Genomic DNA, 23,622 nt, shown 5'->3' on the forward strand with positions numbered 1-23,622 from the left:
CTGTTCTCAGCGCTTACCGGCGATCTGACGGCCGACGATCTCGCGCATGATCTCGTTGGTGCCGCCGTAGATGCGGTGCACGCGGGCGTCGGTGAAGGCGCGGGCGATCGGGTACTCCATGATGTAGCCGTAGCCGCCGTGCAGCTGCACCCCCGTGTCGAGCACCTCCCACTCGCGCTCGGTCACCCAGAACTTCAGCTGCGCGGCCTCTTCGGCCGTGAGCTGCGAGGCGGCGTAGGCACTGAGGCCGCGGTCGACGTACGCCCACACCGCGTCGGCTGTGGTCGCCATGTCGGCGATGCGGAAGCGGGTGTTCTGGAAGTCGATGATCCGCTCGCCGAACGCGTCGCGGCTCTTCGTGTAGTCGACGGTCCACTTCACGGCGGCCTGGATCACGGCGGCTGCCGATACGGCGATGGACAGGCGCTCGAGCGGCAGGTTCATCATCAGCTGGATGAAGCCCTGGCCCTCCTTGCCGCTGATGAGGTTCTCGTCGGGCACGAAGACGTCGGTGAAGCTGAGCTCGGCGGTGTCCCAGCCGTGGAAGCCCATCTTGCTGAGCTTCTTGCCCTGGTCGAAGCCCTCCATGCCCTTCTCGACGATCAGCAGGCTGAACGCGTCAGGGCGGTTGCCCTCGCCGGTCTTGACGAAGGTGACGACGATGTCGGCGGTCGTGCCGGACGAGATGAACGTCTTGGCCCCGTTGAGGATGTACCCGCCGTCGACCTTCTTCGCATTGGTCTTGATACCGCGCAGGTCGCTGCCCGCGCCGGGGTCGGTCATCGCGAGCGCGCCGAGGATCTCGCCGGTCGCCATGCGCGGCAGCCACTTCTCCTTCTGCTCCTGCGTGCCCATGTGCACGAGGTAGGGCACGGCCAGGTCGTCCTGGATGCCGAGGGCGCCCGCCAGCGAGCCGGCGCCGGCGCCGATGACCTCTTCGTTCACGATCGCTCGGAAGCGGTAGTCCTGGAGCATGCCCGCGCCGCCGAACTCCTCGGGGACGGAGAGACCGATGATCCCGGCTTCGCCGGCAGCCCGCATGGTCTCGCGGTCCACCTCGCCCGCAGCATCCCAGCGCTCGATCGACTCGTTCGAAACGTGCCTCTTGACGAAGTCCTTGACCAGGTCGCGGAAGGCCTCGTGATCCTCTTCGTAGATGTCGCGCTCCATGGCGTCCTCCTCGAAATCGTGTGCGTCCTCGCACGGCGAGTCTAGGTCGGAACGACATCGCCGGACAGTCGCTTGTGGGAACAAGTCTCACACACGATGACACTGCGTTCCGCGTTTGTGGGATGTCGCGCTTCGGCGCCTCAGTGGCTGTAGTCGGGCGCCGGCGGCAGCCCGAAGAACTCCTCGAGGGTGTGGAACCCGCCGTCGTGATACGCCCACGCGAGCTCGGGGCCGATGTAGCGGATGTGCCACGGCTCGGGTGCGTACCCGGTGGTGCCGGTGTGTCCGGGTTCGTAGCGCACGATGAATCCGTAGCGCCAGCCGTTCTCCGCGACCCACTGGCCCTGGGGCGTCGCGCCGAACGTCTCGATGGCGCCGCAGCGCGGGTCGCACGCGACGAGGTCGAAGGCCAGACCGCTCTGGTGCTCGCTGAAGCCAGGGCGGGCCGACACGGCATCCGCTCCGCTCTGCCCCTTCTCGCGCACGTGCCCGCCGTAGGTGCTCTCCTGCAAGCCGAACGATCGGTAGCCGTTGTTGATCCCGATCGTGCCCGCGCCCGCCTCGCTCGCGTCGGCCGCCATCGACTCGAGAGCGCCCTTCGGCTCGGGACGCAGCTCGTTCGAGCGGGTGGTGGCGCTGAGGCCGATGTCTGCGAGGGATGCGGGAGCGAAGCTCACCGGGTCCAGCGGACGCTGCTTGTTGACGACCACCCACGACCGGTTCGGGTCGGAGAGTGAGACGCACGGGGCATTACCCTTCACGATCGCCTCGCGGAACGCGGCGCCCCCGCCGAACGCGGCGATGGCGGCCGCGTCGTCGCCCGCATCGAGTGCTGCGCGGACGGCGCCGTCGGCACACGGATTCGCTGCCAGCTCGGCATCGACCTCCACAGCGGGGATCGTCATCGCGGCGGCGGGTGCGGGCAGCTCGGCGCGGGTCGTCGGGCTGTCGGCGATCACGCCGCACAGGGTCGCCAGCGAGGCGATCGCCGTGAACAGCACACCGAGCGGCAGGGCGAGCCGCACGGCGAGCGGTTCACGCGCGACGTGTCGGGACTGCGCGGCGTTCACCGATCCATTGTCCCCCACCGGACGCATCAGCGTTGATCGAACAAAGGTCTGGCGACCGGTTGACAGAAATCCGTCTTTTTGTTCGAATGGATGCATGAGATGGCAAGGTCAGGCGGTCGATGACGTCGACGCCCAAGCGCTCCCCGGCCTGGAGAGCCGGAGCGGGATCGTGCGCTCGGTGACCACGCCCGAGTTCGCCGGAATGACCTTCCACGAGGTGCTGGCGAAGTCTGCGCTGAACGCCGTGCCCGGCGCCTCCAAGATGCCGTTCGCCTGGACGGTCAACCCGTACCGCGGATGCAGTCATGCCTGCGTCTACTGCCTGGATCCGAGCACGCTCGTGCTCTGCGCAGACGGCATCCAGCGCCCGCTCGGAGAGCTGAACGTCGGTGATGAGATCATCGGCACTGAGCGGCGCGGCTCCTACCGCCGCTACGTGAAGACGCGTGTCGAAGCGAAGTGGTCTACTCAGAAGCCCGCGTACCGCGTGGTGCTGGCGGACGCAACGGAGCTGGTCGCGAGCGGCGATCACCGGTTCCTCACCGACCGCGGCTGGAAGCATGTGGCGGATGCGCATGTGGGCCAACGCCCGCACTTGACCGTCAACAACACATTGGTGGGTTTCGGGATTGGTCACCCGAATCCGCGCGTCGACATCGACGGCCTCGCGTTGAAGACAGTCTCAGATCTTCGGGTCGTGAGCATCGATCCACTCCCCGGCCTTCGCAACCTCGTGGACATCACGACGGGTACCGGCGACTTCATCGCGAATGGCGTTGTCAGCCACAACTGCTTCGCTCGCGGAACCCACGAGTATCTCGATCTCGACGGCGGCGCCGACTTCGATTCGCAGATCGTCGTCAAGACGAACGTGGTCGAAGTGCTGCAGCGCGAGCTGCGACGCGGGTCGTGGAAGCACGAAACCGTCGCCCTCGGCACGAACACCGACCCGTATCAGCGCGCCGAGGGGCGCTACCGGCTCATGCCGGGCATCGTGGCGGCCCTCGCCGACTCGGGCACGCCGATGTCGATCCTCACCAAGGGAACGCTGATCCGCCGCGACATCCCCCTCCTCGTCGAGGCGAGGAAGCGAGTGCCGATCGACATCCAGATGTCGATCGCGATGTACGACGACGAACTGCAGCACGCGATCGAGCCCGGCACCCCCAGCACCCAGGCGCGGCTCGACACGGTGCGCGCGCTCAGCGACGCGGGCTTCCGCGTCGGGGTATTCCTGATGCCCGTTCTGCCGCACCTCACGGATTCGCTCGCGTCGATCGACGAGGCGCTGCGGCGCATCAGGCAATCTGGTGCCGATCATGTCGTCTACGGCTCGCTGCACTTGCGCCCGGGCGTGAAGCCGTGGTTCTTCCAGTGGCTGGAGCGCGAGCATCCGGAGCTGCTGTCGTCGTACCGGGGGCTGTACCCCGGCATCTCAGTGGAGGCTCCGAAGGCCTACCGTCAGTGGCTGGCCCGGCGCATCCGCCCACTCATGCGCGTGCACGAGCTGGACGCCCGCTCGGAAGAGGAGAACGACAGCATGCGCGGCCGGCGGATGCGGCAGCGCCCGGCTCCGGCATCCGTCCGCACGATCACCGACGCGTCCGACATGCTGTTCTGACTCGACCGGTTCTACTCGAAGGATCTGACCTGCGGCTTGGTGAGGAACACCAGGACGAGCAGTGCCAGCGGGCCGAAGATCATGCCGAGCACGAACCAGCCGAGCTTCGTGCGACCCTGCAGTCCCGCCAGCGCGCTGATCACCAGAGCGATGCTGAACCAGACCGTGCTTGCGGCTGTGGCCCACTCCTCCCATCCCATGCGTCCACACTAAGGTGCGTTCGCAGCTCCGGAGAAACATGCAGAAGCCGCCGGGATCCGGCCCTTGCAGGTCGCATCCCGGCGGCTTCTTCGGAGTTCTGACCGAGGTCAGGCGGTGAGTTCGGCCTCGCTCGGCATCCGGCCGGCGATCTCCTCGATCAGGTCATCGCCGGGGGTGGCCGGCTCGAACGGCGCATCGATCTCGGCGCGGCTCAGCAGGTCCTCCATACGGCGGCGACGCTGACGGGTGATCAGCGTGACCACACGACCGGAGCGACCGGCACGACCCGTGCGACCCGAACGGTGCAGGTAGGTCTTGTACTCGTCAGGAGCATCGGCCTGCACGACGAGGTCGATGTCGTCGACGTGGATGCCGCGGGCGGCGACATCCGTGGCGACGAGCACCTGCACCTTGCCGGCGGTCAGCTTCTGCAGGTTGCGCGTGCGCTTGGCCTGGTTCAGATCGCCGTGCAGCGAGACAGCGGCGATGCCGGCGTCTTCGAACTGCTCGGCGAGCATCTCGGCGTAGGCGCGGGTGCGGGCGAAGACGAGGGTCTGGCCGTCGCGGTCGACGAGCGAGGTGAGCACGTCGGCCTTATCGCGGTGCTCGATGACGAGCACGCGGTGGTCGATGGTGCTGGAGTCCTGGTCCTCGCCGGCGACCTCGTACACCGCCGGGTCGACGAGGAACTCATCGACGATCGCGGCGACCTCGCGGTCGAGCGTGGCCGAGAACAGCAGCTTCTGGCTGGTGGCGCCGTCGGGGAGAGCCGTTCCGGTCTTGCGCAGGATGCGCTGCACCGGCTCGGCGAAGCCCAGCTCGGCCATGTGATCGGCCTCGTCGAGCACGGCGATGCGCACTTCGGAGAGGTCGAGCTTGCGCTGCTCGATGAGGTCTTCGATGCGGCCGGGCGTGCCGATGATGATGTCGACGCCCTTGTTCAGGGCGCCCACCTGGCGCGCCTGCGGCACACCGCCGTAGATCTGCGTGGTGAACAGGCCCACGCTGCGCGCGATCGGCTGCACGGTGCGGTCGATCTGCAGTGCCAGTTCGCGGGTCGGCGCGAGGATGATGGCGCGGGGCTTGCGTCCGAACTCGCGGCGCGTGCCCTTCTGCGACAGCAGGATGCTCTCGACGAGGGGTGCGCCGAACGCGATCGTCTTGCCTGAGCCCGTACGGCCCCGGCCGAGCACGTCGCGGCCCTGCAGGATGCTGGGGATCGTCGCCGCCTGGATCGGGAACGGCGTCTCGGCGCCCATGTTCTTCAGAATCTCGACGATGTTCGAGCCGATGCCCAGGTCGCCGAAGGTCACATCTGCGACCTCGGTGGCCTGGACGGCCTCCGCCTCGAGCCGCTCGTGCACGACATCGACCTGCTCTTCATGCCGAGTCTGGGCTGCTGAGCCTGCCGAAGCACGGGTCCAGTCGCTGCGGTTGGGACGGTCGTCACGGTTCTGCCGCGCGGGACGGGCGTCACGGTCGAAGCGGGGGCGCTCGCTGCGCTCGGATCCGCCGCGGCGGTCATCCCGTGCCGGACGCGCGTCACGGTCGAAGCGGTTGCCGCGTTCCGGACGGGCGTCACGGTCGAAGCGGTTGCCGCGTTCCGGGCGGGCGTCACGGTCGAAGCGGTTGCCGCGTTCCGGACGGGCGTCACGGTCGAAGCTGCCACGACGGTCGTCGCGAGCGGGACGGGCGTCGCGCTCCGGGCGACCGTATCCGCCGCGGTCATCGCGCGCCGGACGAGCGTCGCGGTCGAAACGGCTGTTCCGCGCCGGACGGGCATCACGGTCGAAACGATCGGGGCGACCGTATCCACCGCGGTCATCGCGTGCGGGACGCGCGTCGCGATCGAAGCCGCCGCGCCGCTCGAAGCCTCCCCGGTCGTTCCGCGTCTGGCGGTCGTTGCGGTCGAACCCGCCTTGACGGTCATCACGCGCCGGACGGGCATCCCGGCCGAACCGGTCGTTGCGGTCGAAGCCACGACCGTCACGACGGTCGTCGCGGTCCCCGCGGTGGTGCGGAGCCTCACGGCGTCCGGATTCCGCGCGGTTGCGGATCGAACGGGCTTCGTCGCGGCCGGCGCGCTGGGTGTCCGACCAGCGTCCCTTCGGCGCCGATCCCTCGGCGTCAGCGGGGCGGTAGCCACGGTGCTTCGGGCTCACGCTGCCGGGGCGGCGGTCGGCACGAGCGTCCGATGAGAAGGAGCGGCGCTCTCCGGCATCCGTCCGACGATCGCCGTCACGCGACGGACGTCCGCCGGAGTGACGCTCGTGGAACGACGGTCCGCTCTTCGCGTACCGTGGCTCGAAGTTGCGCGCCGGGCGTCCGCCCTTGGGCTTGCCATTCTTGGGCATGGTGTTTCCTGACTGTCTCTGACACGAGAACAGCGTCCGCTCCGCGGGCACAGAGATCAGCGCGCGTGGGACATACCCGAGCGTTCGTCGACCGGGGCCATTCATGTGATGGTTATGAACCATCGGCCCCTGAGCTCACAATGAGCATGAACAGCGCTCGGAAGAACCGCGTGACGCGGGTGCTCGAAGCCGACTCCTTCCAGAGTACCGCCCTTTGCTGGGAGAGTGCCCGCCGTACGATGGCCGCATGTCTCTCGACGATGTGATCGGCTCCCCCACCGGCATCCAGATCCACCTCCGACGCGGAGAGGTGACGGCGCAGATCGCGCAGGTCGGCGCCTCGCTGCGTCACCTGACTGTCGGCGGGGTCGAGATCATGCCTCCCTACCCGGCCGATCTGCCGACCCCGTCGTGCTCTGGCGTCGTGCTGGCGCCCTGGCCGAACCGGATCCGAGATGGCGTCTGGCAGGACGGCGACACCGAACGTGCGCTGTCGATCAGCGAGCCGAAGTTCCGCAACGCCAGCCACGGGCTGCTGCGCTACACGGCGTACGAGATCGCCGAGCACACCGACGAGTCCGTCACGCTCGCGGCGAGGATCGTGCCGCAGACCGGATACCCGTACCTCATCGCGACATCGGTCACATACGCGCTGACGGATGCCGGAATCGACGTCACGCACACCCTCACCAACCACTCGGCCGGCCCCGCCCCGGTGGCCCTGGGCACGCACCCGTTCTTCGTCATCGGCGGCGTCGACGCGCGCGATCTCGTCCTGCGGCTGCAGGCGGAGACGTACTTCGAGACCGACGACCGGATGCTGCCCGTCGGCGAGAGTCCGGTCTCGTCGGCGACCGACCTGCGCGAGGGCCGTCGCCTCGGCGACGTGCAGCTCGACACCGGGTACGCGAACCTGCACCGAGACGCCGACGGCTTCGTGCGCACCACGATCACCGCCCCGGACGGGCGCGCCGTGACGCTGCAGCAGGGACCGGGTTTCGACTACGTGCAGGCGTTCACCAACACCAAGTACCCCGGCCAGCCGCTCGCCGTGGCGATCGAGCCCATGACGGCCCCGGCCGATGCCTTCAACTCCGGCCGCGGCCTGCGTCGGCTCGCCGAAGGCGAATCGTGGACTCTGCAGTGGGGCATCCGCTTCGCCTGAATCTCCGGACTTCACTCGAAACGCAGGACGATCCAGCGGATCCGCTCCTGCGTTTCGAGTGTTCTCCTGCGTTTCGCGAGACGCTCCACCCGCCTCAGACGTCGGTCTCCGGCGTCGCCCCACGTGAGCGCAGTTCGCGGCGGGTCGGGTGGTGCTCTCCGCCCTCCGCGATCGCGGTGGCGAAGACGGATGCCGCAGCGGCGGCGGCCGACGCGGCTGCCGCCGCCGCAGACGCCGCTGCTGCGGCGGCCATCATGGAGTCGGACGCGCGCGACTCAACCGGCACGACCACCGTCGCCGTATCCCGCGGTGCGGGCGGCGCAGCCGCCGTCTGAGGAGCAGCAGAGGTCGTCTGGGCCTCCGGATCAGACGACGTGGACGCAGCCGCGGCTGGATCGACGGCCGCGCCCTCGTCACCCGGCACCGGGCCGCCCCCATCGTCGCTGTTCGGACGAGGCCGAGGGTCGTCGCCATCGCCCCGTGCGGCCCGCTTCGCGTGACGCCGCTCCTTGGCCCCCTCGACGAGGTTGTAGAGCGTCGGCAGCACGATGAGCGTCAGCACGGTCGATGACACCAGTCCGCCGATCACGACGATCGCGAGCGGCTGCGAGATGAACCCGCCGTGCCCGGTGATGCCGAGCGCCATCGGCGTCAGCGCGAAGATCGTCGCGAGTGCCGTCATGAGGATCGGCCGCAGACGCTTCTCGCCTCCCGCCATCACCGCCTCGGGGGTCGTGAGCCCCTTCGACCGGTACTGGTTGACCAGGTCGACGAGCACGATCGCGTTCGTCACCACGATGCCGATCAGCATGAGCACGCCGATCAGCGAGGCCACACCCAGCGGCACGCCGGTGGCGATCTGCAGCAGGATCGCCCCGGTCGCCGCGAACGGCACCGACACGAGCAGCAGCAGCGGCTGACGCAGCGACTTGAACGTCGCCACCATCACCACGTACACGATGAGGATCGCCGCGAGCATCGCCAGCCCGAGCTGCGAGAACGACTCGCTCTGCTGCTCGGCGACGCCGCCCACCTCGGCGCGAGTGCCATCGGGCAGCTCGACCGCGTCGAGTGCCGCGGACACCGAGGCGGTGGCGACGGCGAGGTCGTCGGATGCCGGCGGCACGGTGATCGTGGCGGTGCGGCGGCCCTGCTCCGTGGAGATCGAGATGGGGCCTTCGCGCTGCTCGACGGTCGCGAGCTCCTGCAGCGGCACCGGTCCGGTCGCGGTGGGGATCGAGAGCTGCTTGAGGGCGTCGACGGATGTCGGCGGCTCGGGGTCGACGAGGTACACCGTGAGCGCGCTGTCGTCGACCTCGACCGAGCCGATCTGCTGCGGACGCATCGTGCCCGACACGATCGAGCCGACCGCGACCTCCGAGAGTCCGCGCGCGGCGGCGGCATCCCGATCGACGATCACAGCGATGTACGGCAGCGAGGACGACAGGTTGCTCGTCACCTGGCCGATGCCGTCTCGCCCGTCGAGCTCCTTCATCAGGGCGTCGGTGCCGGTCTGCAGATCGTCGGCGTTCGGCGCGGTCACGGTGACCTCGATGTCGCTCGAGCCGAATCCGCCCGAGCTCGCCGCGACGGTGATCTCACCGGCGTCGTCGAGGTCGTCGACCTTCTTCTGCACGTCGGCGCGCAGCGTCTCCTGATCGGCGTCGTCGCTGGTCTGGATCGAGTACGTGATGCCAGCGCCGCCCGAGAACGCGTCACGCAGGGCTGAGCCGCTCGAGCCGATCGACGCCTGCACGTGCGTGATCCCATCGACGCCCTCGAGGGCCTTCTCGACCTTCTTCGCCGCCTCCGACTTAGCCTCGAGACTCGCGGTCTCGCCGATGTCCTGCGTGACGGTCATGGTGTTCTGGCCGGAGTCGCTGAGGAAGTTGACCTTCATCAGCGGGGCTGCGGCAAGCGTGCCGGCGAGCACGAGCACGGCGAGCACGACGGTCACCACGGAGTGCTTCAGGGTCCAGCCGAGGATCGGCCGGTACATCCGCTGCAGGGCCGAGGGCGGGGCATCCGGATGCTCGGGATCGATGCGCGAGCCGTCTGCGGCGAGCAGCGGCTTACCGGGCCGCAGGAACCAGTAGGCCAGCACCGGCACGATCGTCAGCGCGACCAGCAGCGAGGCGACCATCGCGATCGTCACCGTCATCGCGAACGGGCGGAACAGCTCGCCGACCATGTCGCCGACGAACACGATCGGCAGGAAGACGGCGACCGTGGTGATCGTCGAGGCGGTGATGGCGGATGCCACCTCGCGCACGGCCAGACGGATCGCCGCCCCCTTGTCGGCGCCCTCGACATAGTGCCGCTTGATGTTCTCGATCACGACGATCGAATCATCGACGACGCGGCCGATCGCGATGGTGAGCGCACCGAGGGTGAGCACGTTCAGCGAGTAGCCGAACGCCTGCAGCCCGATGAAGGTGATCAGCACGCTGGTGGGGATCGAGATCGCGGTGACCAGGGTCGAGCGGATCGACAGCAGGAAGACGAGGATCACGATCACGGCGAAGGCGAGGCCCAGCAGGCCCTCGGTGGCGAGCGTCTCGATCGACTGCTGGATGTACGGCGCCTGGTCGAAGATGACGGTGAACTCGGCGTCCGGGAAGGTCTCGCCGAGCTCGTCGAGCGCGGCCAGCACACCCTGCGAGACCTCGACCGTGTTCGCCGCGGGCAGCTTGGTGACAGCGATCGACAGTGCATCCTCGCCGTCGACGCGGGAGATCGACGCGACGGGGTCTGCCACCTGCGTGACCTCGGCGACCTCGCCGATCGTGAGATCCGTGCCGCTCAGCGGGAGGGCGGCGATGTCCTCCGCCGAGGTGAGCTTCGCACCCGACTGCACGGTGAGCGTCTGGTCGCCCTCGGTGATGTCGCCGCCCGGCAGCAGCACGCCGTTCTGCTCGAGCGCCTGACTGATCGACTGAGTCGTCTGACCGGCGGCGAACAGCTTCGCCCGGTCGGGAGTGATCGTGATGCGCTGGCCGACGCCGCCGACGATCTCGGCGGCGTTGACGCCGTCGACGTCTTCGAGGTCGGGGATCACGGTGGTCTCGAGATCCTGCTGCGCGGTCTCGGAGTCGTCGAATCCGGTGACGGCGATCTGGATGACGGGGAAGTCGTCGATCGAGACGCTGAGCACCTGCGGGCTCACGTCGTCGGGCAGCTGCGGCGAGATGCGGTTGATCGCCTGCTGCATCTTCTGCTCGGCGGTGGCGAGGTCAGTGCCGTAGGCGAACATCGCCTGCACGATCGAGGCGTTGGTCGTGCTCGTGGCGCTGCTCGACTCCAGGCCGGGGACGCCCTGAATGGCGTTCTCGATCGGCGTGGAGACGTCGTTCTCTACCACCTCGGGTGACGCACCGGGGTAGGTGCTCATGACCACCAGCGCGGGCAGCTCGAGCGAGGGGATCAGCTCCTGCTTGAGATTCGTGAGCGCGATCCCGCCGAAGACAGCGGACACGATGGTGATCAGCGCGATGAGTGCGCGGTTGCGCAGGCTGAGGATGGCGAGGTTCGACACGCGGTGCTCTTTCAGTCGCTCGTGGTCGTGGAATGGGTGCCGAGGATGCCCGTGAGGGCGTTCTCGATGAGGGACGCGTTCAGCGTCTGGTCGTGGATGCGGGTGTGCCAGAGCACACCGTCGATGAAGACGGCTGCCGCGGTGGCCCGCTCGATGCCGTAGGCGGGGACGAGGAATCCGGTCATCCGCTCCGACCAGCGCCGCGCGATGGCGCGCAGCTGCGGGTCGTCGACGGCTGCCGTGACGACTGCCCTGTCCGCCTCGAGCGCGCGCGCGTCGGCGAGCGCCTGGACGATGAGCTCGGTGAGCACCGCCGGAGTCGCGCCGCGCTGCTCGAGGGTCACGCGGATGCCGTCGACGTGCGCGTCCACCTCGGTGACCAGGTGGTGCAGGGCCTGCGAGCGCAGGTCGTCGAGCGTGGCGAAGTACTGGGTGGTGGCGCCGAGCGGCACACCCGCGCGGGCGGCGATCAGACGGTGGGTCACTGCGCTCACGCCGACCTCGAGGATCAGCTCAGCGGCCGCGGTGATGATCTCCGCACGGCGCGCCTCGGGGTCACGGCGACGGCGTGACGGCTCGCTCATGACCCTCCCGGGCATCGAAGATGTACGTCTGTACATTATGTGCGCATCAACCTATGGCGCGACTGGCAGGACGGGCTGATGGTCAGAGCCTCAGCCCAGGGCACCGCCGATGCCGAGGCCGACCAGCGCCGCCGAGAGCGAGAGCACGAGCATCCCGACCACATCCACGACCGCCGCGCCCGGCTTCCCATCGCGCCACAGCGAGAGCGCATCGACCATCGCGGTGCTGAAGGTGGTGTACCCGCCGAGGAAGCCCGCGCCCACCACGAAGGCGGCGGCGGGAAGCATCCCGACCACCAATCCCAGCAGCAGGGAGCCGGTGATGTTGATCACCATCACACCCCACGGGAAGCGCGAGCGGCTCACGCGCGCGACGCCGATGTCGACCAGGTAGCGGGCTGCGGCCCCCAGCCCGCCGCACGCGGCGGCGAGGACGAACACGAGCGGGTTCACGGGGCGGTCCTGCGGCCGAGCGACCCGCCGATCCGCAGCCCGAGCCAGGCGGCCATCAGCCCACCGGCGAGGCTGGCGGCGATGTATCCCCCGGCGAGCGCGGGCGAGCCCGCCCACAGCTCCACGCTGTCGACCGCGAAAGCGCTGTAGGTGGTGAAGCCGCCGAGCATCCCGGTGCCGAGCAGGATCCGCAGGTTGGAGGCGGGGATGCGGGCGGTCAGGATGCCGAGCAGCAGCGCTCCTGCGATGTTGGCGACGAGCACCGCGATGGGGGCGTCGCTGATGAGCATCCCGAGTCCGAGCCGCGCGGCGGTGCCGACCGCGCCACCCGCCGCAGCGAGCGCCGCCCGGCGCATCACGGTGCGCGCGGGGGTCGGAGTGGTCACGGCGCCACTCTAGCCGCGAGCTCTCGCCGCGGTCGCCCGCTCGGAGTTGCATAGACTCGAGGCGGTGGCGCGGCTCCGCTCCGACGCCGCCGGGCTGGGGAGGACGACGCTCGAGTGCTCACGCGAAGGATCTTCGGCTGGTCGCGTCTGATGACCGCGGCCGTGTGCATCGCAGCGCTCGTGCACCGGATGCTGTGGGGTCTGGGTTCGCAGACCCTGGCCGGTGCGAACTTCTTCGCGTATCTGACGATCCAGTCGAACACGGCGTTCGCCGTGCTGGCGATCGTCGCCGGGGTCGTCGCGCTGCGTCGCGAGGAGGACCCGGCGTGGCTGACCACCGCTCGCGCTCTCGTGCTCAGCTGGACGATCACCGCCGGTCTCGCGTTCGCTCTCATCGTGTGGCAGGCCGGCGAGCACGGCATCCCGATCACCGTGCCCTGGTCGGACGTCATGCTGCATTTCGTGCTGCCGGCGTGGACCATCGTCGCCTGGGTGTTCGGCCCCGGCCGGCGTGCCGCGTCATGGCGCGTTGTGCCGTTCGTGCTGCTGTATCCGGTGGTGTGGGGCCTCTTCACGATCTGGCGCGGCAGCGTGATCGGCTGGTACCCGTACTACTTCCTCGACCCGCGACAGGTGTCCGGCTTCGGTGAGATGGCGCTCAGCTGCGCGCTGGCGCTGGCGATCTTCGCCGCGGTCGCGGTCGCGCTCGTGCTGCTCAGCAAGGTGCGCCCGACGGTGCCGCCGTGGGGTGAGATCAGCCCTCGTCCGCTGCCGGCTCTGCGAAGAACGCGAGCGAGGCTCGGGCAGCAGCCGCCGCATCGCGCTCACTGAGCTCAGCGAACTGCTGGGCGTCCGCTCCGCCGACCAGACCGACGAGCACCGGCTCTCCGGTGAACGGCTGCAGGTTCAGCCAGGTGCGGATCAGCGCGTCTCCGCCGACGACGTGCCAGATGGTCGCCTCGGTCGTCCAGAACGCCTCATCGAAGCGCATCCAGACGGTCTCGATGAAACCGGATGCCAGTGCCGCGATCGCCCCGCGGTGCGAGAAGGGCAGCGCGGGTGCGAACTCGATGCCCTGCTTCTGCAGCACGCCGATCGGTGCGGTGACGACCACCCGGTCGTACGAGAGTGCTTCGCCGGTGCCGAGGCGCAGGCTGACGCCGCGCTCGTCGTAGGCGATGCGCGCGACCGGGGACGCGGTCGCGACCTTCACGTCCTCGAGCTGCTCCTCGAGGAAGGCGTCGAGGTTCCCGATCGCGCCGTGCACCGCGTCGGCCGGGAACTCCGGGGGGTACCAGCTCGACGCGCGCGACGGGTCCACGCCGGTCCTCGCGGCCAGCCAGGCGAGAGAGGCCGCGAGCGCCGGGTCGTCGAGGTTCGCGCCGTTCGCGGTCAGCGCGTCGGTGATCGGCGCGTCGGACGCCTGGGTCTGAGCCTTCTCGAGAGCCTGCGCGAACGGTGCGCCGTCCAGGCCGTCCGCCTCGCCCTCTGCGGACCACGCCGTCGGGGTGTCGAGCTCGAGCGTGCGGTCGCCCATGTCGGCGAGCCGGTCGTCGAGCGATGCGAGCTCGTCTTCGCTGAGCAGCCACGCGCCGAGCTGCGGCGGAATCGGCCACTGCTCGTCGTCGTCGACGCTGAGGATGCGACCGCCGAGGCGCTCACGCGCCTCGAACAGGGTGACCTCGTGGCCTGCATCCGCCAGCATCCGGGCCGCGACCACTCCGGCAGCCCCCGCTCCCACGATGGCGAGGCGCTCGGCATCGTCCGCACTCGCGATGAGAGCGAGCGCCGCCCGGCGGGCATCGGCGACGGCGCCGACCACGGTGCCGGGGTGGGCGGTGTCAGTGGCCTCTCCGGCGAAGAACACCCGGTCGAGCACCGCCTCGGCAAGGCGCTCGCGTTGGCTGGGATCGACGCCCGCGGGCAGGTAGCTGGTCGACCCGAGCGCGTAGGGGTCGGCGGCCCAGGTGCTGCGCTGCCAGGCGGCCGGCGCGGGCACCGCGTCCGGCGCAGTCGGTCGCGGCATCGGCGTCCTGGTGCGGGTGGGCGCGGGCTGCGGCTCGGGCGTGCAGGCGGCGAGCAGCAGTCCGACGGCGCTCGCCCCGGCGCCGACGAGCAGAGTGCGGCGCGTGATGCTCATCGTGCTTGCCAGACTACCCGCGGCGGTCGGGATGTCGGACTCGCCTCGCAAGACGCAGGAGATAACCGGAAACCCAGGAGCGGATGTCGCATCGCATCCTGTGTTCCGGGTGACCTCCTGCATTACCGCTGTGGCTGCAGGTTCGTCTCGGCGTACACGCGCAGCGCGTCGCGCACGAACTCGGCGCCGGCGGTGCCGCCTGCGCTCGTGGCGTAGTTGGCGCCGAAGCGCGGGTCGGCGACGTACATCTCGCCGAGGCCGATCACGTATGCCTTCACATCGCCGCCTGCAACGGATGCTGGGGTGCCGGGGATGCTCGTGAGCCACTCGACGTGACGGCGCGCGATGCGCTGCGCCTCATCGGACGCCGGGTCGGCGCCGCTCTCCGCGGCGGCCACCCAGTCGCGGGCCAGATCCGCTGCGCGCTGCTGCCAGGCGTGGCGCTCCTCGGCGCCCATGCCCCGCCACCAGCGGTCGCTGTCGGCGTAGGCCTTCCTTCCCCAGCGCGCTTCGACCTCGTCCTTGTACTGCGTGTGGTCGAAGCCGTCGAACATGTTCTCGGCCATGATCTCTTCTCCTTCTCTCAATGCCGCGATGGTGTTCTCGACCGATGCGATCTGCCGCAGCATCCGCTGCTGCTCCTGGCGCAGCCACGCGAGGTGGGTCTCGAGGGCGGATGCCTGTGCTGCTTCCGCCTGGGCTCCTGAGCCCGCATGACTGAGAACCTCCGCGATCTGCGGCAGCCCGAGTCCCAGTTCTCGCAGCAGCAGGATGCGCTGCAGGCGCACCAGCGCCGTCTGGTCGTAGTGCCGGTATCCGTTGTGCGCGAGGCGCGACGGCGGCAGCAGCCCGATGTCGTCGTAGTGCCGCAGGGTGCGGCTCGTCGTCCCCGCCAGCCGAGCGATCTCCTGGATCGACCAGTCCATGACGCCCTCCTCTCTGTCGATGTCTCCACGCTAGAAGTTGACGCTGCGTCAAGGTCAATCGGCGTTCAGCTGATTGGCAGGTGCAGATCGAGATATATCGTGTTAGCCTCGCCTCAACACGATATATCTCGATATCCGCTCACTAGGGAGAAATGACATGACCGAGAAGTGGCTCATCGCCCCGGGCGAAGAACGCGTCATCGACATCGCCTCCGCCTCGCGCCTCAAAGTCGGGCTCGTGGGCGGACAGGTGGATGTGATCGCGCATGATGAACCGGGCATCCGCATCGAGGTGCGCGGTGTCACCGTGAAGGATCTGCGCGTCGAATCCGACGGCACGCAGATCGAGATCGACCACCCGCAGATCGGGTGGGACAACTTCCTCGACGTGTTCCGCAACTTCGGCGCGGGCGGCCCGAAGGCAGAGGTCAGCATCGCCGTCCCGCGCGCGATCGCGCTCACGCTGGGCGTGGTCAGCGCGGGTGCGCTCGTCTCGGGCATCCGCAACGACGCGAAGCTCAACACCGTCTCGGGCGACCTCATCGCCGACGGCATCACCGGTGACCTCACCGCGAACTCCGTGTCGGGCGACGTGCAGGTGCGGGCGCTGACCGGATCGATCAACGCCAACAGCGTCTCGGGCGATGTCGCGGTGACCGGCAGCATGCGCAAGGCGACCGTCGACACCGTGTCCGGCTCGATCCTCATCGACGCCGTCGGCGACATGAACACCATCAACCTCAACACCGTCTCCGGCGGCACGACCGTGCGGCTCGACGAGACCCTCCCCGCGAACTACGTACTGCGCAGCATGACCGGCCGCATCACGGTCGACGGCGTCGAGCGCTCGAGCGGTGGGCCCGGCAGCTACACCGGCCAGGCCGGCGAGCTGGCCGGCAGCTTCGTCGACGTGCGCGCCAACTCCGTCTCGGGCGGAGTGACTGTGCTGCGACGCCCGCGGGTGTCGGTGGCCGATGACGCGGAGTGGGAATCATGAGCCCCGCGGTCTTCTCGCACGGCGACCTGCGCCTGTACCTGCTGTCGCTGCTCGCCGAGGAGCCGCAGCACGGCTACGGCATCATCCAGGCGCTCACCGATCGCACGGGTGGCACCTACACCCCCAGCGCCGGAACGATCTATCCGCGTCTGGCGAAGCTCGAGGAGGAGGGCCTGGTCACCAAGACCGCCGACGGCCGCACCACGATCTACGCCATCACCGACGCCGGGCGTGCCGAGCTCGCCGCCCGCGAGGGCGACCTCGCCGGCATCGAGCAGGGCCTGGCCGATTCGGTGCGGCTGATCGCGAACGAGGTGCGGCAGAGCGTGCAGGATGCCATGCGCAGCCTGCGCGCCGACCTCGCCACCGCCGCGCACGAGGAGAAGCGCGCGGCGAAGGCGCGGCCCCGATTCGAGGGGATGAGCGACGAGCGGGCCACCAGCCGCGAGCACCTGCAGCGCGCGGATGCCTCGATCAACGCGTTCCGCGCCCAGCTGCGCACCGACCTGCGCACTCACGTCGCGCGCGGCGGCTCGCTTCCGGCATCCGTCGTCACGGATCTGGAGCACGCGATGGACGAGGCGGCGCGCGCCGTCACCCGTGCCCTGAGCGCACTGCCCACCGAGAAGTAGCGGCGCTGCACCCGACGCCCCTCCCGCTTCGGCGGGCGGGGCGTCGGCGCGTCAGGCGCGAGGTGCGGCGGCCTTCCGATCGGAGGCTTTCGGAGCGGATGCCAGGGCCAGGCCGATCAGCGCCTGCAGCACCGCCCCCACCACCAGGGCGACCAGCACCGGACCCCACTCGCCGCCCGCGCCGTACCAGGCGCCGGCTCCCAGCGGCCCGATCGTCGAGATGGCATAGCCGACGCCCTGAGCCACGCCCGAGACCCGGGTCGCCTCGACGGCGCCGGATCCGGAGCGGGCGATGAGCGCGAGGGTCAGCGGGAAAGCCGCCATGCCGGCCCCGATCAGCACGCTCCACAGCTCGGGAGCGGCGGTCGGCGCCAGCCAGAGTCCCAGCAGCCCGGCCGCGGCGCTGACCGACACCCCGACCACACCGATGCGGATCCCGCGCAGCGTGTGCGCCATGCTCACGGCGGCCATGCCGGCGGGGATGCTGACCATGATCACGATGCCGAGCAGCACGCCCGCGCGGGCGGGGGTGATCCCGGAATCCACGGCGATCGTCGGCAGCCACCCCATCACGACGAAGGCCAGCAGCGCCTGCAGCGCGAAGAACCCGGTGAGCGGCCAGGTGCCGCGCGGCAGAGGGACCCGGCCCTGGGATGCGGGGGCGGCCAGAGCGTCGTCGATGCCGCGCCCGCGAACCGCGGCGATCCAGACGCCCAGCGCCACAACCGCGAGCAGGGCCCAGGATCCCAGACTGAGCGTCGCCGAGCCGAGCGCGTGCGCGACCGGCACCCCGGCGGCGGCTCCGATCGCACTCGATGCCGAGAGCACGGTGGTGTACGCGGTGGTCACCGAACGCATGCGGGTGCCGCTCGTGGCGCGCACGAGCGCGGGGAGCATGACGTTGACGACCGCGATTCCCGACATGGCGAGCACGGTCCCTCCCCGATCGCGATCGAGTGCGGAACGAAGCGCGTCAGCATCCCGATCGCCACGGCGACCGACGCCCAGGTCACTGCCGCGACGGCTCCGATGCGGCGGCTCAGCCACGGCGTGAGCACGCCGCCGACGGCGAACAGCGCGGTCGGCACCGCGGGGATGACGATCGCGGCCTGCGGTGTCAGCGCGCCCTCGTCGATCAGCAGCGGCAGCAGCACGGACGCCGTCGTCACGGCGAGGCGCAGGTTGACCGCGAGCAGCAGCAGCGCGGTCAGCATGAGCGCGAAGTCGCGACGGGAGGGCGTGGTCACCTGTCCATTGAATTCGCCGGCGACGACGCGCGCCAATCCGTTCCGTCGAGCGGAGCCGGTCGCGTGGACTATTCGGTCCAGATGTCCTTCTGCTCGTCGGGCACCGTGTCGCCCTGCGGCACGACGAGCACCGAGCGGTGCTGCCGGTGGGCCAGCCGAGCAGCGACCGATCCCGTGAAGAACTCGCGGATGGACTCGCCGAGCCCGCGCTTGCGCGTGCCGACCACGATCAGCTGTGCGTCGAGCTTCTCCGCCAGCTGCTTGATCGCCAGGGCCGGGTCGCCGACCAGCTGGCGAGCCGTCCACGGCACGTCCGCATCGGCCAGAGTCCGCTCGGCGGCGCGCTGCACGTCCTCGAATTCGGCGGCGCCGGCGTCGAGGTTCAGGTCGATCGGCGCGGAGTGCACGTAGCCGTCGGGGTCTTCATAGGTGACGAAGCGCGTCACGTCGACGTGCACGACGACGAGCGGTGCGCTCAGCAGTCGCGCGTAGCGCAGCGCCTCGTCGAGGACATGCGGCGGCTGGCCCGGCTGGATGCCGACGATCACCGCTTTCTGCAGGGCCGCGTTCTGGGCCGCTTCCTCAGCTGCTCGGGGCGTGGAATCCGTCATGTCGATCCTTCCGCGGGGCGGCCGCAGGACGGCCGGATGCTCTGGCGTGCGTGCTATCCTGAATGCTACTCTTACCGGCTTCGCGCCGGTGCCGTGAATATCATCGGGTCCTTCATGAGCCCGCTGCTGAACTCGTAAAAGGGGGTCTCGCGCATGGGCCGTGGCCGTCAGAAGGCGAAGCACACCAAGATCGCCCGCGAACTCAAGTCGTACAGTCCCGACGTGAACTTCTCTGCGCTGGAGAGTGAGCTCGGGCACCCGACGTCAGACGATCAGTACGTCGACAAGTGGGCGGACATGTACGCAGACGAAGACGAAGACGAGCTCGAGCGAGCCTGACCGCTCTCATCTGGGTCCCTGAGCCTGTCGAAGGGCGAACCCTGGCGACCGGCATACGCCGTGTCGACCAGGGTTTCGTCGTGTCGACCGGGCTACGTCGTCGGTCCAGGCAGCGGCGTGATGGCCGACAGGACTCAGCTCACCAGCGGCCGTGCCGGCGCTCCCACTCGTCCTCGACCGTGACGCGACGTCCCGCCACGAGTCCGGCGGGGAAGGTGAGCACGAGCACCGCGCCGACCGCGATGAGCGGGATGGTCCACCCTCCCGTCGCGTCGTGCAGGATGCCGACCAGTGCCGGGAAGATCGCGGCGAGCACGTAGCCCGCGCTCTGCACGAAGCTCGACAGCAGCACCGCGCTCTCGGGGGTGCGCGAGCGGATGCTGATCAGCACCAGCGCGAGGGGGAAGAGCAGCCCGACCATGCCGAACAGGCTCATCCAGAGCCACAGCAGCTCGGGTGCCGGTGCGAGCATGATGCCGAGCAGCCCGGTGAGAGCCGAGAGCGATCCGAACACGAACAGCGGTCGCGTGGCCTGGAAGCGCACGACGAGCACGGGCACGATGAGCGACGCGGGCAGGCCGATGAACGCCCACAGCGACAGCAGGAAGCCGGCGGTCGCGGCATCCACCCCGGCAGTGTCGATGAGGATCGAGGGCAGCCACGCGAACGAAACGTACGCCATCGTCGACGAGGTGCCGAAGGTCAGCGCCAGCGCCCACACCAGGGGGATCCGCGCCAGGCGTCCGAACAGACGACGATTCGTCGGCGCGGTGGCGATCGGGCCGGTGGCGGCGAAGCTCGTGTCCTCGTCCGCCGACTCCCGAACCCGTGCCGCCGAGACGACCGGAGCGCCGGGCCGGACCATCATCACCAGCCACGGGATCATTCCCGCGAAGGCGAAGGCGGCCCACATCCCCATCGAGAAGCGCCAGCCGAAGGCATCCGCCACCGGCACCGCGACCAGCGGGGGCACGAAGGTCGAGAACGCCATGGCGGTCGTGTAGACGGTCATCATCAGACCGATGCGGTCGGCGAAGAACTTCTTCACCAGCGGCGGCAGCAGGATGTTCCCCATGCCGACTCCGGCGAAGATCACCGCTGTCCCGGCCAGCAGCCCGACGGAGTCCGTCGCGAAGCCGCGAGCGATGAGACCGCCGGTGATCGCCGTCAGCGCGATCACGGTGAGTCTCTCGATCCCCAGCATCCGCTCGAGCATCGGGGTGAGGATGCCGAAGACGGCGAAGCAGGCGGGCGGCAGCGTGCCGATCACGCCGAGCACGGCCGACGAGACCTCGAAGTCCCCGCCGATCAGGTCGACGACGGGCGAGAGCGAGGCGACGGCCGATCGCAGCGAGAACGCGCAGAGCAGGATGCCGAGGACGGCGAGCACCCGGCCGCGCCAGAGCGGCTGCGGCGGCGTCACGAGGTCTGTGACTGCTCTACCCAGGCGAGGTACTCGGGGGTGACGGTGCCGGTGACGTACCGTCCGTCGAAGCAGCTCATGTCGAGGTCGGTGAGGTCGCTCCCCTCGATGATCGCCGCCTTCAGGTCGTCGACCTCCTGGTAGACGATGCGGTCGCAGCCGAGCTCTTCGGCGATCTCCGGGATCGTGCGTCCGTGCGCGATGAGCTCGTGTCGCGACGGCATGTTGATGCCGTACACGTGCGGGTGCCGGACGGGAGGCGCGGCAGACGCGAAGATGACCGACTTCGCGCCGGCGTCCCTGGCCATCTGAATGATCTGCTGGCTGGTGGTGCCGCGCACGATCGAATCGTCGATGAGCAGCACGTTCTTGCCGCGGAACTCCGCAGACATCGCGTTGAGCTTCTGACGCACGCTCTTCTTGCGCACCGCCTGGCCCGGCATGATGAACGTGCGCCCGACGTACCGGTTCTTGTAGAAGCCCTCGCGATACTCCTTGCCGAGCTTGCGGGCCACCTCCATCGCCGAGGGGCGCGACGAGTCGGGGATCGGCATGACCACGTCGATCTCGTCGAGCGGCACGTGCTTGGCGATGGTGTCGGCGAGCTTGTCGCCCATCCGCAGGCGCGACTCGTACACCGAGACGCCGTTCATCACCGAGTCGGGCCGGGCGAGGTAGACGTACTCGAACGCGCACGGCACGAGCTGCGCGTTCTCAGCGCACTGGCGGGTGAACAGCTCTCCGTCGTTGGCGATGAAGACGGCCTCGCCGGGCTCGACCTCGCGCACGATGTCGTAGTCGGCGTTCTCGAGCACGAGCGATTCGCTGGTCACGACCCACTCGTCCGCGCCAGTGCCCTCCTGGGTTGCTGAGCCTGTCGAAGCACGGCGGCCGAGGATGAGCGGGCGGATGCCGAACGGATCGCGGAAGGCGAGCAGACCGTACCCGGCGATGATCGCGATGACCGCGTAAGCACCCTCGATGCGCGCATGGGTGCGCTCGACGGCGTCGAAGATGCGATCGGCGTCGAGGTCGACCGACGACGTCGTCGCCTGCAGCTCCCCCGCCAGCACGTTCAGCAGCAGCTCGGTGTCGCTCGACGAGTTCAGGTGACGGCGGTAGCGATCCGCCATCTCCGCCGTGAGCTCGCGCGTGTTCGTGAGGTTGCCGTTGTGGATCAGCACGATGCCGTACGGCGCGTTCACGTAGAAGGGCTGCATCTCCTCTTCGCTCGACGCGGTGCCCTTGGTGGCGTAGCGCACGTGGCCGAGGCCGATGCTGCCCAGCAGAGAACGCATGTCGCGGGTGCGGAACGCCTCGCGTACCATGCCCTCGGCCTTCGTCATGTGCATGACGCCGTTCGGCTCTGCGGTCGCGATGCCCGTAGCATCCTGCCCGCGATGCTGCAGCAGCAGCAGGGCGTCGTAGATGTCCTGGTTGACCGGTCCGTTGCCGACCATTCCGACGATGCCGCACATGGGTGTTACTTCGCTCCGTCCGCGTATGCGCCCACCAGGCGCACTGCTCCGCCGTCGACGCCCTTGGCGCCCTCTTCGAAATGGCCCTCTGGGCGCGAGCCCGTGTGCACGGTCGCGACCTGCCAGGCGGCGATGCCCTGCGCGCCGATGGCGGCGACCGCGGCATCCTTCTGCTCCGCGGCGACCACCGCGAGGAATCCGATGCCGAGGTTCCAGGTGCCCTCGGTGTCGACGATCGGCGTGCCGGCGATGTCGGCCAGCACCCGGAACACCGGGCTCGGGGTCCACGTCGAGCGGTCGACCTCTGCCCAGCTGCCCTGCGGCAGAACACGCGCGAGGTTGGCGGCGATGCCGCCGCCGGTCACATGGCTCAGCGAGTGCACCGCGCCGGGGAGGGTCTCGATGAGCTTGAGCAGCGGCGTCGTGTACAGCCGCGTCGGCTCGAGCAGGGCCTCGCCCCACGTGCTGCCGAGGTCAGCGGCGTTGTCTCCGTATCCGATGCCCGCGTTCGCCACGATGTGCCGCACGAGCGAGTAGCCGTTCGAGTGCAGTCCGCTCGATCCGAGCGCGATCACGGCGTCGCCGTCCTGCACCAGGTGCGCGCCGAGCAGGGCATCCGCCTCGACGACTCCGGTCGCCGCGCCTGCGACGTCGTAGTCGCGCGGGCCGAGGAGCCCCGGGTGCTCAGCGGTCTCGCCGCCGACCAGGGCGGTGCCGGTCGCCGAGCACGCCTCTGCGATGCCGCGCACGATGGCCGCGATGCGCTCGGGGACGACCTTGCCGCAGGCGATGTAGTCGGTCATGAACAGCGGCTTGGCGCCGACCACGACGATGTCGTCGACGACCATGCCGACGAGGTCCTGCCCGATCGTGTCGTGCTTGTCGATGGCCTGCGCGATGGCGACCTTCGTGCCCACGCCATCGGTGCTGCTGGCCAGCAGCGGACGCCGGTAGCCGAGCAGCGCGCTGGCGTCGAACATGCCCGCGAAGCCGCCGACACCCCCGAGCACCTCGGGCCCGTGCGTCGCGCGCACGGAGGCCTTCATGAGTTCGACGGCGAGATCACCGGCGGCGGTGTCGACACCGGCCTGAGCATAGGGATTGGTGGGGGAGTCTGCCACCTGTACAGCGTACCGGCCCGCAGGGACACCCGTCCCCTCGTGACCGGCCATCACGGCATCCGGCGCCACTGTCTGCTACTATGAGTAGTTGCGCGAAGTTCCGCCGTATCTCACCGGCGCAGCGCACACATCCAGACCGGGCACGAGTGGCCGATCCGCACCGATGCGG

22 protein-coding genes are annotated in these 23,622 nt (G+C 69.4%); 6 read left to right on the forward strand and 16 right to left on the reverse strand.

Annotated features, from left to right (window positions below; all coding sequences use genetic code 11):
• Nucleotides 1-6 precede the first annotated feature (6 nt).
• Together ACIPV2_RS07845 and ACIPV2_RS07850 are read right to left on the reverse strand one after the other, a co-directional pair.
• The gene (locus ACIPV2_RS07845) at nucleotides 7-1,170 is read right to left on the reverse strand and encodes an acyl-CoA dehydrogenase family protein (RefSeq protein ID WP_400840032.1); all 1,164 of its coding nucleotides are present in this window, start codon (nucleotides 1,168-1,170) and stop codon (nucleotides 7-9) included.
• A 140-nt stretch (nucleotides 1,171-1,310) separates the two neighbouring features.
• Complete coding sequence (locus ACIPV2_RS07850; protein WP_400840034.1) at nucleotides 1,311-2,240, reverse strand: M15 family metallopeptidase; 930 nt, start codon at nucleotides 2,238-2,240, stop codon at nucleotides 1,311-1,313.
• A gap of 94 nt (nucleotides 2,241-2,334) precedes the next feature.
• Between ACIPV2_RS07850 and ACIPV2_RS07855 the strand changes: the two genes are divergently transcribed.
• Nucleotides 2,335-3,861 (forward strand): Rv2578c family radical SAM protein, encoded by a 1,527-nt coding sequence (locus ACIPV2_RS07855; RefSeq protein ID WP_400840035.1) that lies wholly within the window; start codon nucleotides 2,335-2,337, stop codon nucleotides 3,859-3,861.
• A gap of 11 nt (nucleotides 3,862-3,872) precedes the next feature.
• Here the strand turns inward: ACIPV2_RS07855 and ACIPV2_RS07860 are convergent, their stop codons facing one another.
• Both ACIPV2_RS07860 and ACIPV2_RS07865 read right to left on the reverse strand, forming a co-directional pair.
• Nucleotides 3,873-4,061, reverse strand: a complete 189-nt coding sequence (locus ACIPV2_RS07860) for a hypothetical protein (protein ID WP_400840037.1) — start codon at nucleotides 4,059-4,061, stop codon at nucleotides 3,873-3,875.
• A gap of 108 nt (nucleotides 4,062-4,169) precedes the next feature.
• On the reverse strand, nucleotides 4,170-6,416 hold the full coding sequence (locus ACIPV2_RS07865) for a DEAD/DEAH box helicase (RefSeq protein WP_400840039.1): 2,247 nt from the start codon (nucleotides 6,414-6,416) through the stop codon (nucleotides 4,170-4,172).
• 247 nt (nucleotides 6,417-6,663) lie between these two features.
• Between ACIPV2_RS07865 and ACIPV2_RS07870 the strand changes: the two genes are divergently transcribed.
• Nucleotides 6,664-7,581 carry an aldose 1-epimerase family protein gene (locus ACIPV2_RS07870; protein WP_400840041.1) on the forward strand — a complete coding sequence of 306 codons (918 nt, stop codon included), beginning with the start codon at nucleotides 6,664-6,666 and terminating at the stop codon, nucleotides 7,579-7,581.
• Nucleotides 7,582-7,675: 94 nt separating this feature from the next.
• On the opposite strand, the gene ACIPV2_RS07875 is transcribed toward ACIPV2_RS07870, so the two are convergent.
• The 4 genes from ACIPV2_RS07875 to ACIPV2_RS07890 all read right to left on the reverse strand — a co-directional run bounded on the left by ACIPV2_RS07875 (nucleotide 7,676) and on the right by ACIPV2_RS07890 (nucleotide 12,539).
• Nucleotides 7,676-11,116 (reverse strand): efflux RND transporter permease subunit, encoded by a 3,441-nt coding sequence (locus tag ACIPV2_RS07875; protein WP_400840043.1) that lies wholly within the window; start codon nucleotides 11,114-11,116, stop codon nucleotides 7,676-7,678.
• An 11-nt stretch (nucleotides 11,117-11,127) separates the two neighbouring features.
• Entirely contained in the window at nucleotides 11,128-11,700 is a 573-nt protein-coding gene (locus ACIPV2_RS07880) for a TetR/AcrR family transcriptional regulator (protein ID WP_400840045.1), read from the reverse strand.
• A 90-nt stretch (nucleotides 11,701-11,790) separates the two neighbouring features.
• The gene (locus ACIPV2_RS07885; protein WP_400840047.1) at nucleotides 11,791-12,153 is read right to left on the reverse strand and encodes a fluoride efflux transporter FluC; all 363 of its coding nucleotides are present in this window, start codon (nucleotides 12,151-12,153) and stop codon (nucleotides 11,791-11,793) included.
• Nucleotides 12,150-12,539 carry a fluoride efflux transporter FluC gene (locus ACIPV2_RS07890; protein ID WP_400840049.1) on the reverse strand — a complete coding sequence of 130 codons (390 nt, stop codon included), beginning with the start codon at nucleotides 12,537-12,539 and terminating at the stop codon, nucleotides 12,150-12,152. Before ACIPV2_RS07890 ends, ACIPV2_RS07885 begins: the two co-directional genes overlap by 4 nt.
• Nucleotides 12,540-12,653: 114 nt before the next feature.
• Between ACIPV2_RS07890 and ACIPV2_RS07895 the strand changes: the two genes are divergently transcribed.
• Nucleotides 12,654-13,370, forward strand: a complete 717-nt coding sequence (locus ACIPV2_RS07895) for a Pr6Pr family membrane protein (RefSeq protein WP_400840051.1) — start codon at nucleotides 12,654-12,656, stop codon at nucleotides 13,368-13,370.
• Here ACIPV2_RS07895 and ACIPV2_RS07900 read toward each other — a convergent pair.
• On the reverse strand, nucleotides 13,294-14,679 hold the full coding sequence (locus tag ACIPV2_RS07900; RefSeq protein WP_400840053.1) for an FAD-dependent oxidoreductase: 1,386 nt from the start codon (nucleotides 14,677-14,679) through the stop codon (nucleotides 13,294-13,296). The genes ACIPV2_RS07895 and ACIPV2_RS07900 overlap by 77 nt on opposite strands.
• A gap of 122 nt (nucleotides 14,680-14,801) precedes the next feature.
• Complete coding sequence (locus ACIPV2_RS07905; RefSeq protein ID WP_400840055.1) at nucleotides 14,802-15,605, reverse strand: MerR family transcriptional regulator; 804 nt, start codon at nucleotides 15,603-15,605, stop codon at nucleotides 14,802-14,804.
• 157 nt (nucleotides 15,606-15,762) lie between these two features.
• On the opposite strand from ACIPV2_RS07905, the gene ACIPV2_RS07910 reads away from it, so the two are divergent.
• Together ACIPV2_RS07910 and ACIPV2_RS07915 are read left to right on the forward strand one after the other, a co-directional pair.
• The gene (locus tag ACIPV2_RS07910; protein ID WP_400840057.1) at nucleotides 15,763-16,602 is read left to right on the forward strand and encodes a DUF4097 family beta strand repeat-containing protein; all 840 of its coding nucleotides are present in this window, start codon (nucleotides 15,763-15,765) and stop codon (nucleotides 16,600-16,602) included.
• The gene (locus ACIPV2_RS07915) at nucleotides 16,599-17,234 is read left to right on the forward strand and encodes a PadR family transcriptional regulator (RefSeq protein ID WP_400840059.1); all 636 of its coding nucleotides are present in this window, start codon (nucleotides 16,599-16,601) and stop codon (nucleotides 17,232-17,234) included. Before ACIPV2_RS07910 ends, ACIPV2_RS07915 begins: the two co-directional genes overlap by 4 nt.
• Nucleotides 17,235-17,285: 51 nt before the next feature.
• Here ACIPV2_RS07915 and ACIPV2_RS07920 read toward each other — a convergent pair whose 3' ends face one another.
• The 3 genes from ACIPV2_RS07920 to ACIPV2_RS07930 all read right to left on the reverse strand — a co-directional run bounded on the left by ACIPV2_RS07920 (nucleotide 17,286) and on the right by ACIPV2_RS07930 (nucleotide 19,092).
• Nucleotides 17,286-18,158: a hypothetical protein gene (locus ACIPV2_RS07920; RefSeq protein ID WP_400840061.1), complete on the reverse strand. Its 873-nt coding sequence runs from the start codon at nucleotides 18,156-18,158 to the stop codon at nucleotides 17,286-17,288.
• The gene (locus ACIPV2_RS07925) at nucleotides 18,080-18,481 is read right to left on the reverse strand and encodes a hypothetical protein (RefSeq protein ID WP_400840063.1); all 402 of its coding nucleotides are present in this window, start codon (nucleotides 18,479-18,481) and stop codon (nucleotides 18,080-18,082) included. The genes ACIPV2_RS07920 and ACIPV2_RS07925 overlap by 79 nt, the downstream gene beginning before the upstream one ends.
• A gap of 68 nt (nucleotides 18,482-18,549) precedes the next feature.
• Entirely contained in the window at nucleotides 18,550-19,092 is a 543-nt protein-coding gene (locus tag ACIPV2_RS07930) for a universal stress protein (protein ID WP_101187973.1), read from the reverse strand.
• Nucleotides 19,093-19,245: 153 nt separating this feature from the next.
• On the opposite strand from ACIPV2_RS07930, the gene ACIPV2_RS07935 reads away from it, so the two are divergent.
• Nucleotides 19,246-19,431: a DUF3073 domain-containing protein gene (locus ACIPV2_RS07935; RefSeq protein ID WP_099194886.1), complete on the forward strand. Its 186-nt coding sequence runs from the start codon at nucleotides 19,246-19,248 to the stop codon at nucleotides 19,429-19,431.
• 139 nt (nucleotides 19,432-19,570) lie between these two features.
• Here ACIPV2_RS07935 and ACIPV2_RS07940 read toward each other — a convergent pair whose 3' ends face one another.
• The 3 genes from ACIPV2_RS07940 to purM are packed head-to-tail and all read right to left on the reverse strand — an operon-like array spanning nucleotide 19,571 to nucleotide 23,453.
• Complete coding sequence (locus ACIPV2_RS07940; RefSeq protein ID WP_400840066.1) at nucleotides 19,571-20,854, reverse strand: MFS transporter; 1,284 nt, start codon at nucleotides 20,852-20,854, stop codon at nucleotides 19,571-19,573.
• The gene (gene purF, locus ACIPV2_RS07945) at nucleotides 20,851-22,332 is read right to left on the reverse strand and encodes an amidophosphoribosyltransferase (RefSeq protein WP_400840069.1); all 1,482 of its coding nucleotides are present in this window, start codon (nucleotides 22,330-22,332) and stop codon (nucleotides 20,851-20,853) included. The genes ACIPV2_RS07940 and purF overlap by 4 nt, the downstream gene beginning before the upstream one ends.
• A 5-nt stretch (nucleotides 22,333-22,337) precedes the next feature.
• On the reverse strand, nucleotides 22,338-23,453 hold the full coding sequence (gene purM, locus ACIPV2_RS07950) for a phosphoribosylformylglycinamidine cyclo-ligase (protein WP_400840071.1): 1,116 nt from the start codon (nucleotides 23,451-23,453) through the stop codon (nucleotides 22,338-22,340).
• Between the last annotated feature and the right edge of the window lie 169 nt (nucleotides 23,454-23,622).

It is taken from the genome of Microbacterium sp. NPDC089987, from assembly GCF_044748505.1.
Classification (GTDB): Bacteria; Actinomycetota; Actinomycetes; order Actinomycetales; family Microbacteriaceae; genus Microbacterium.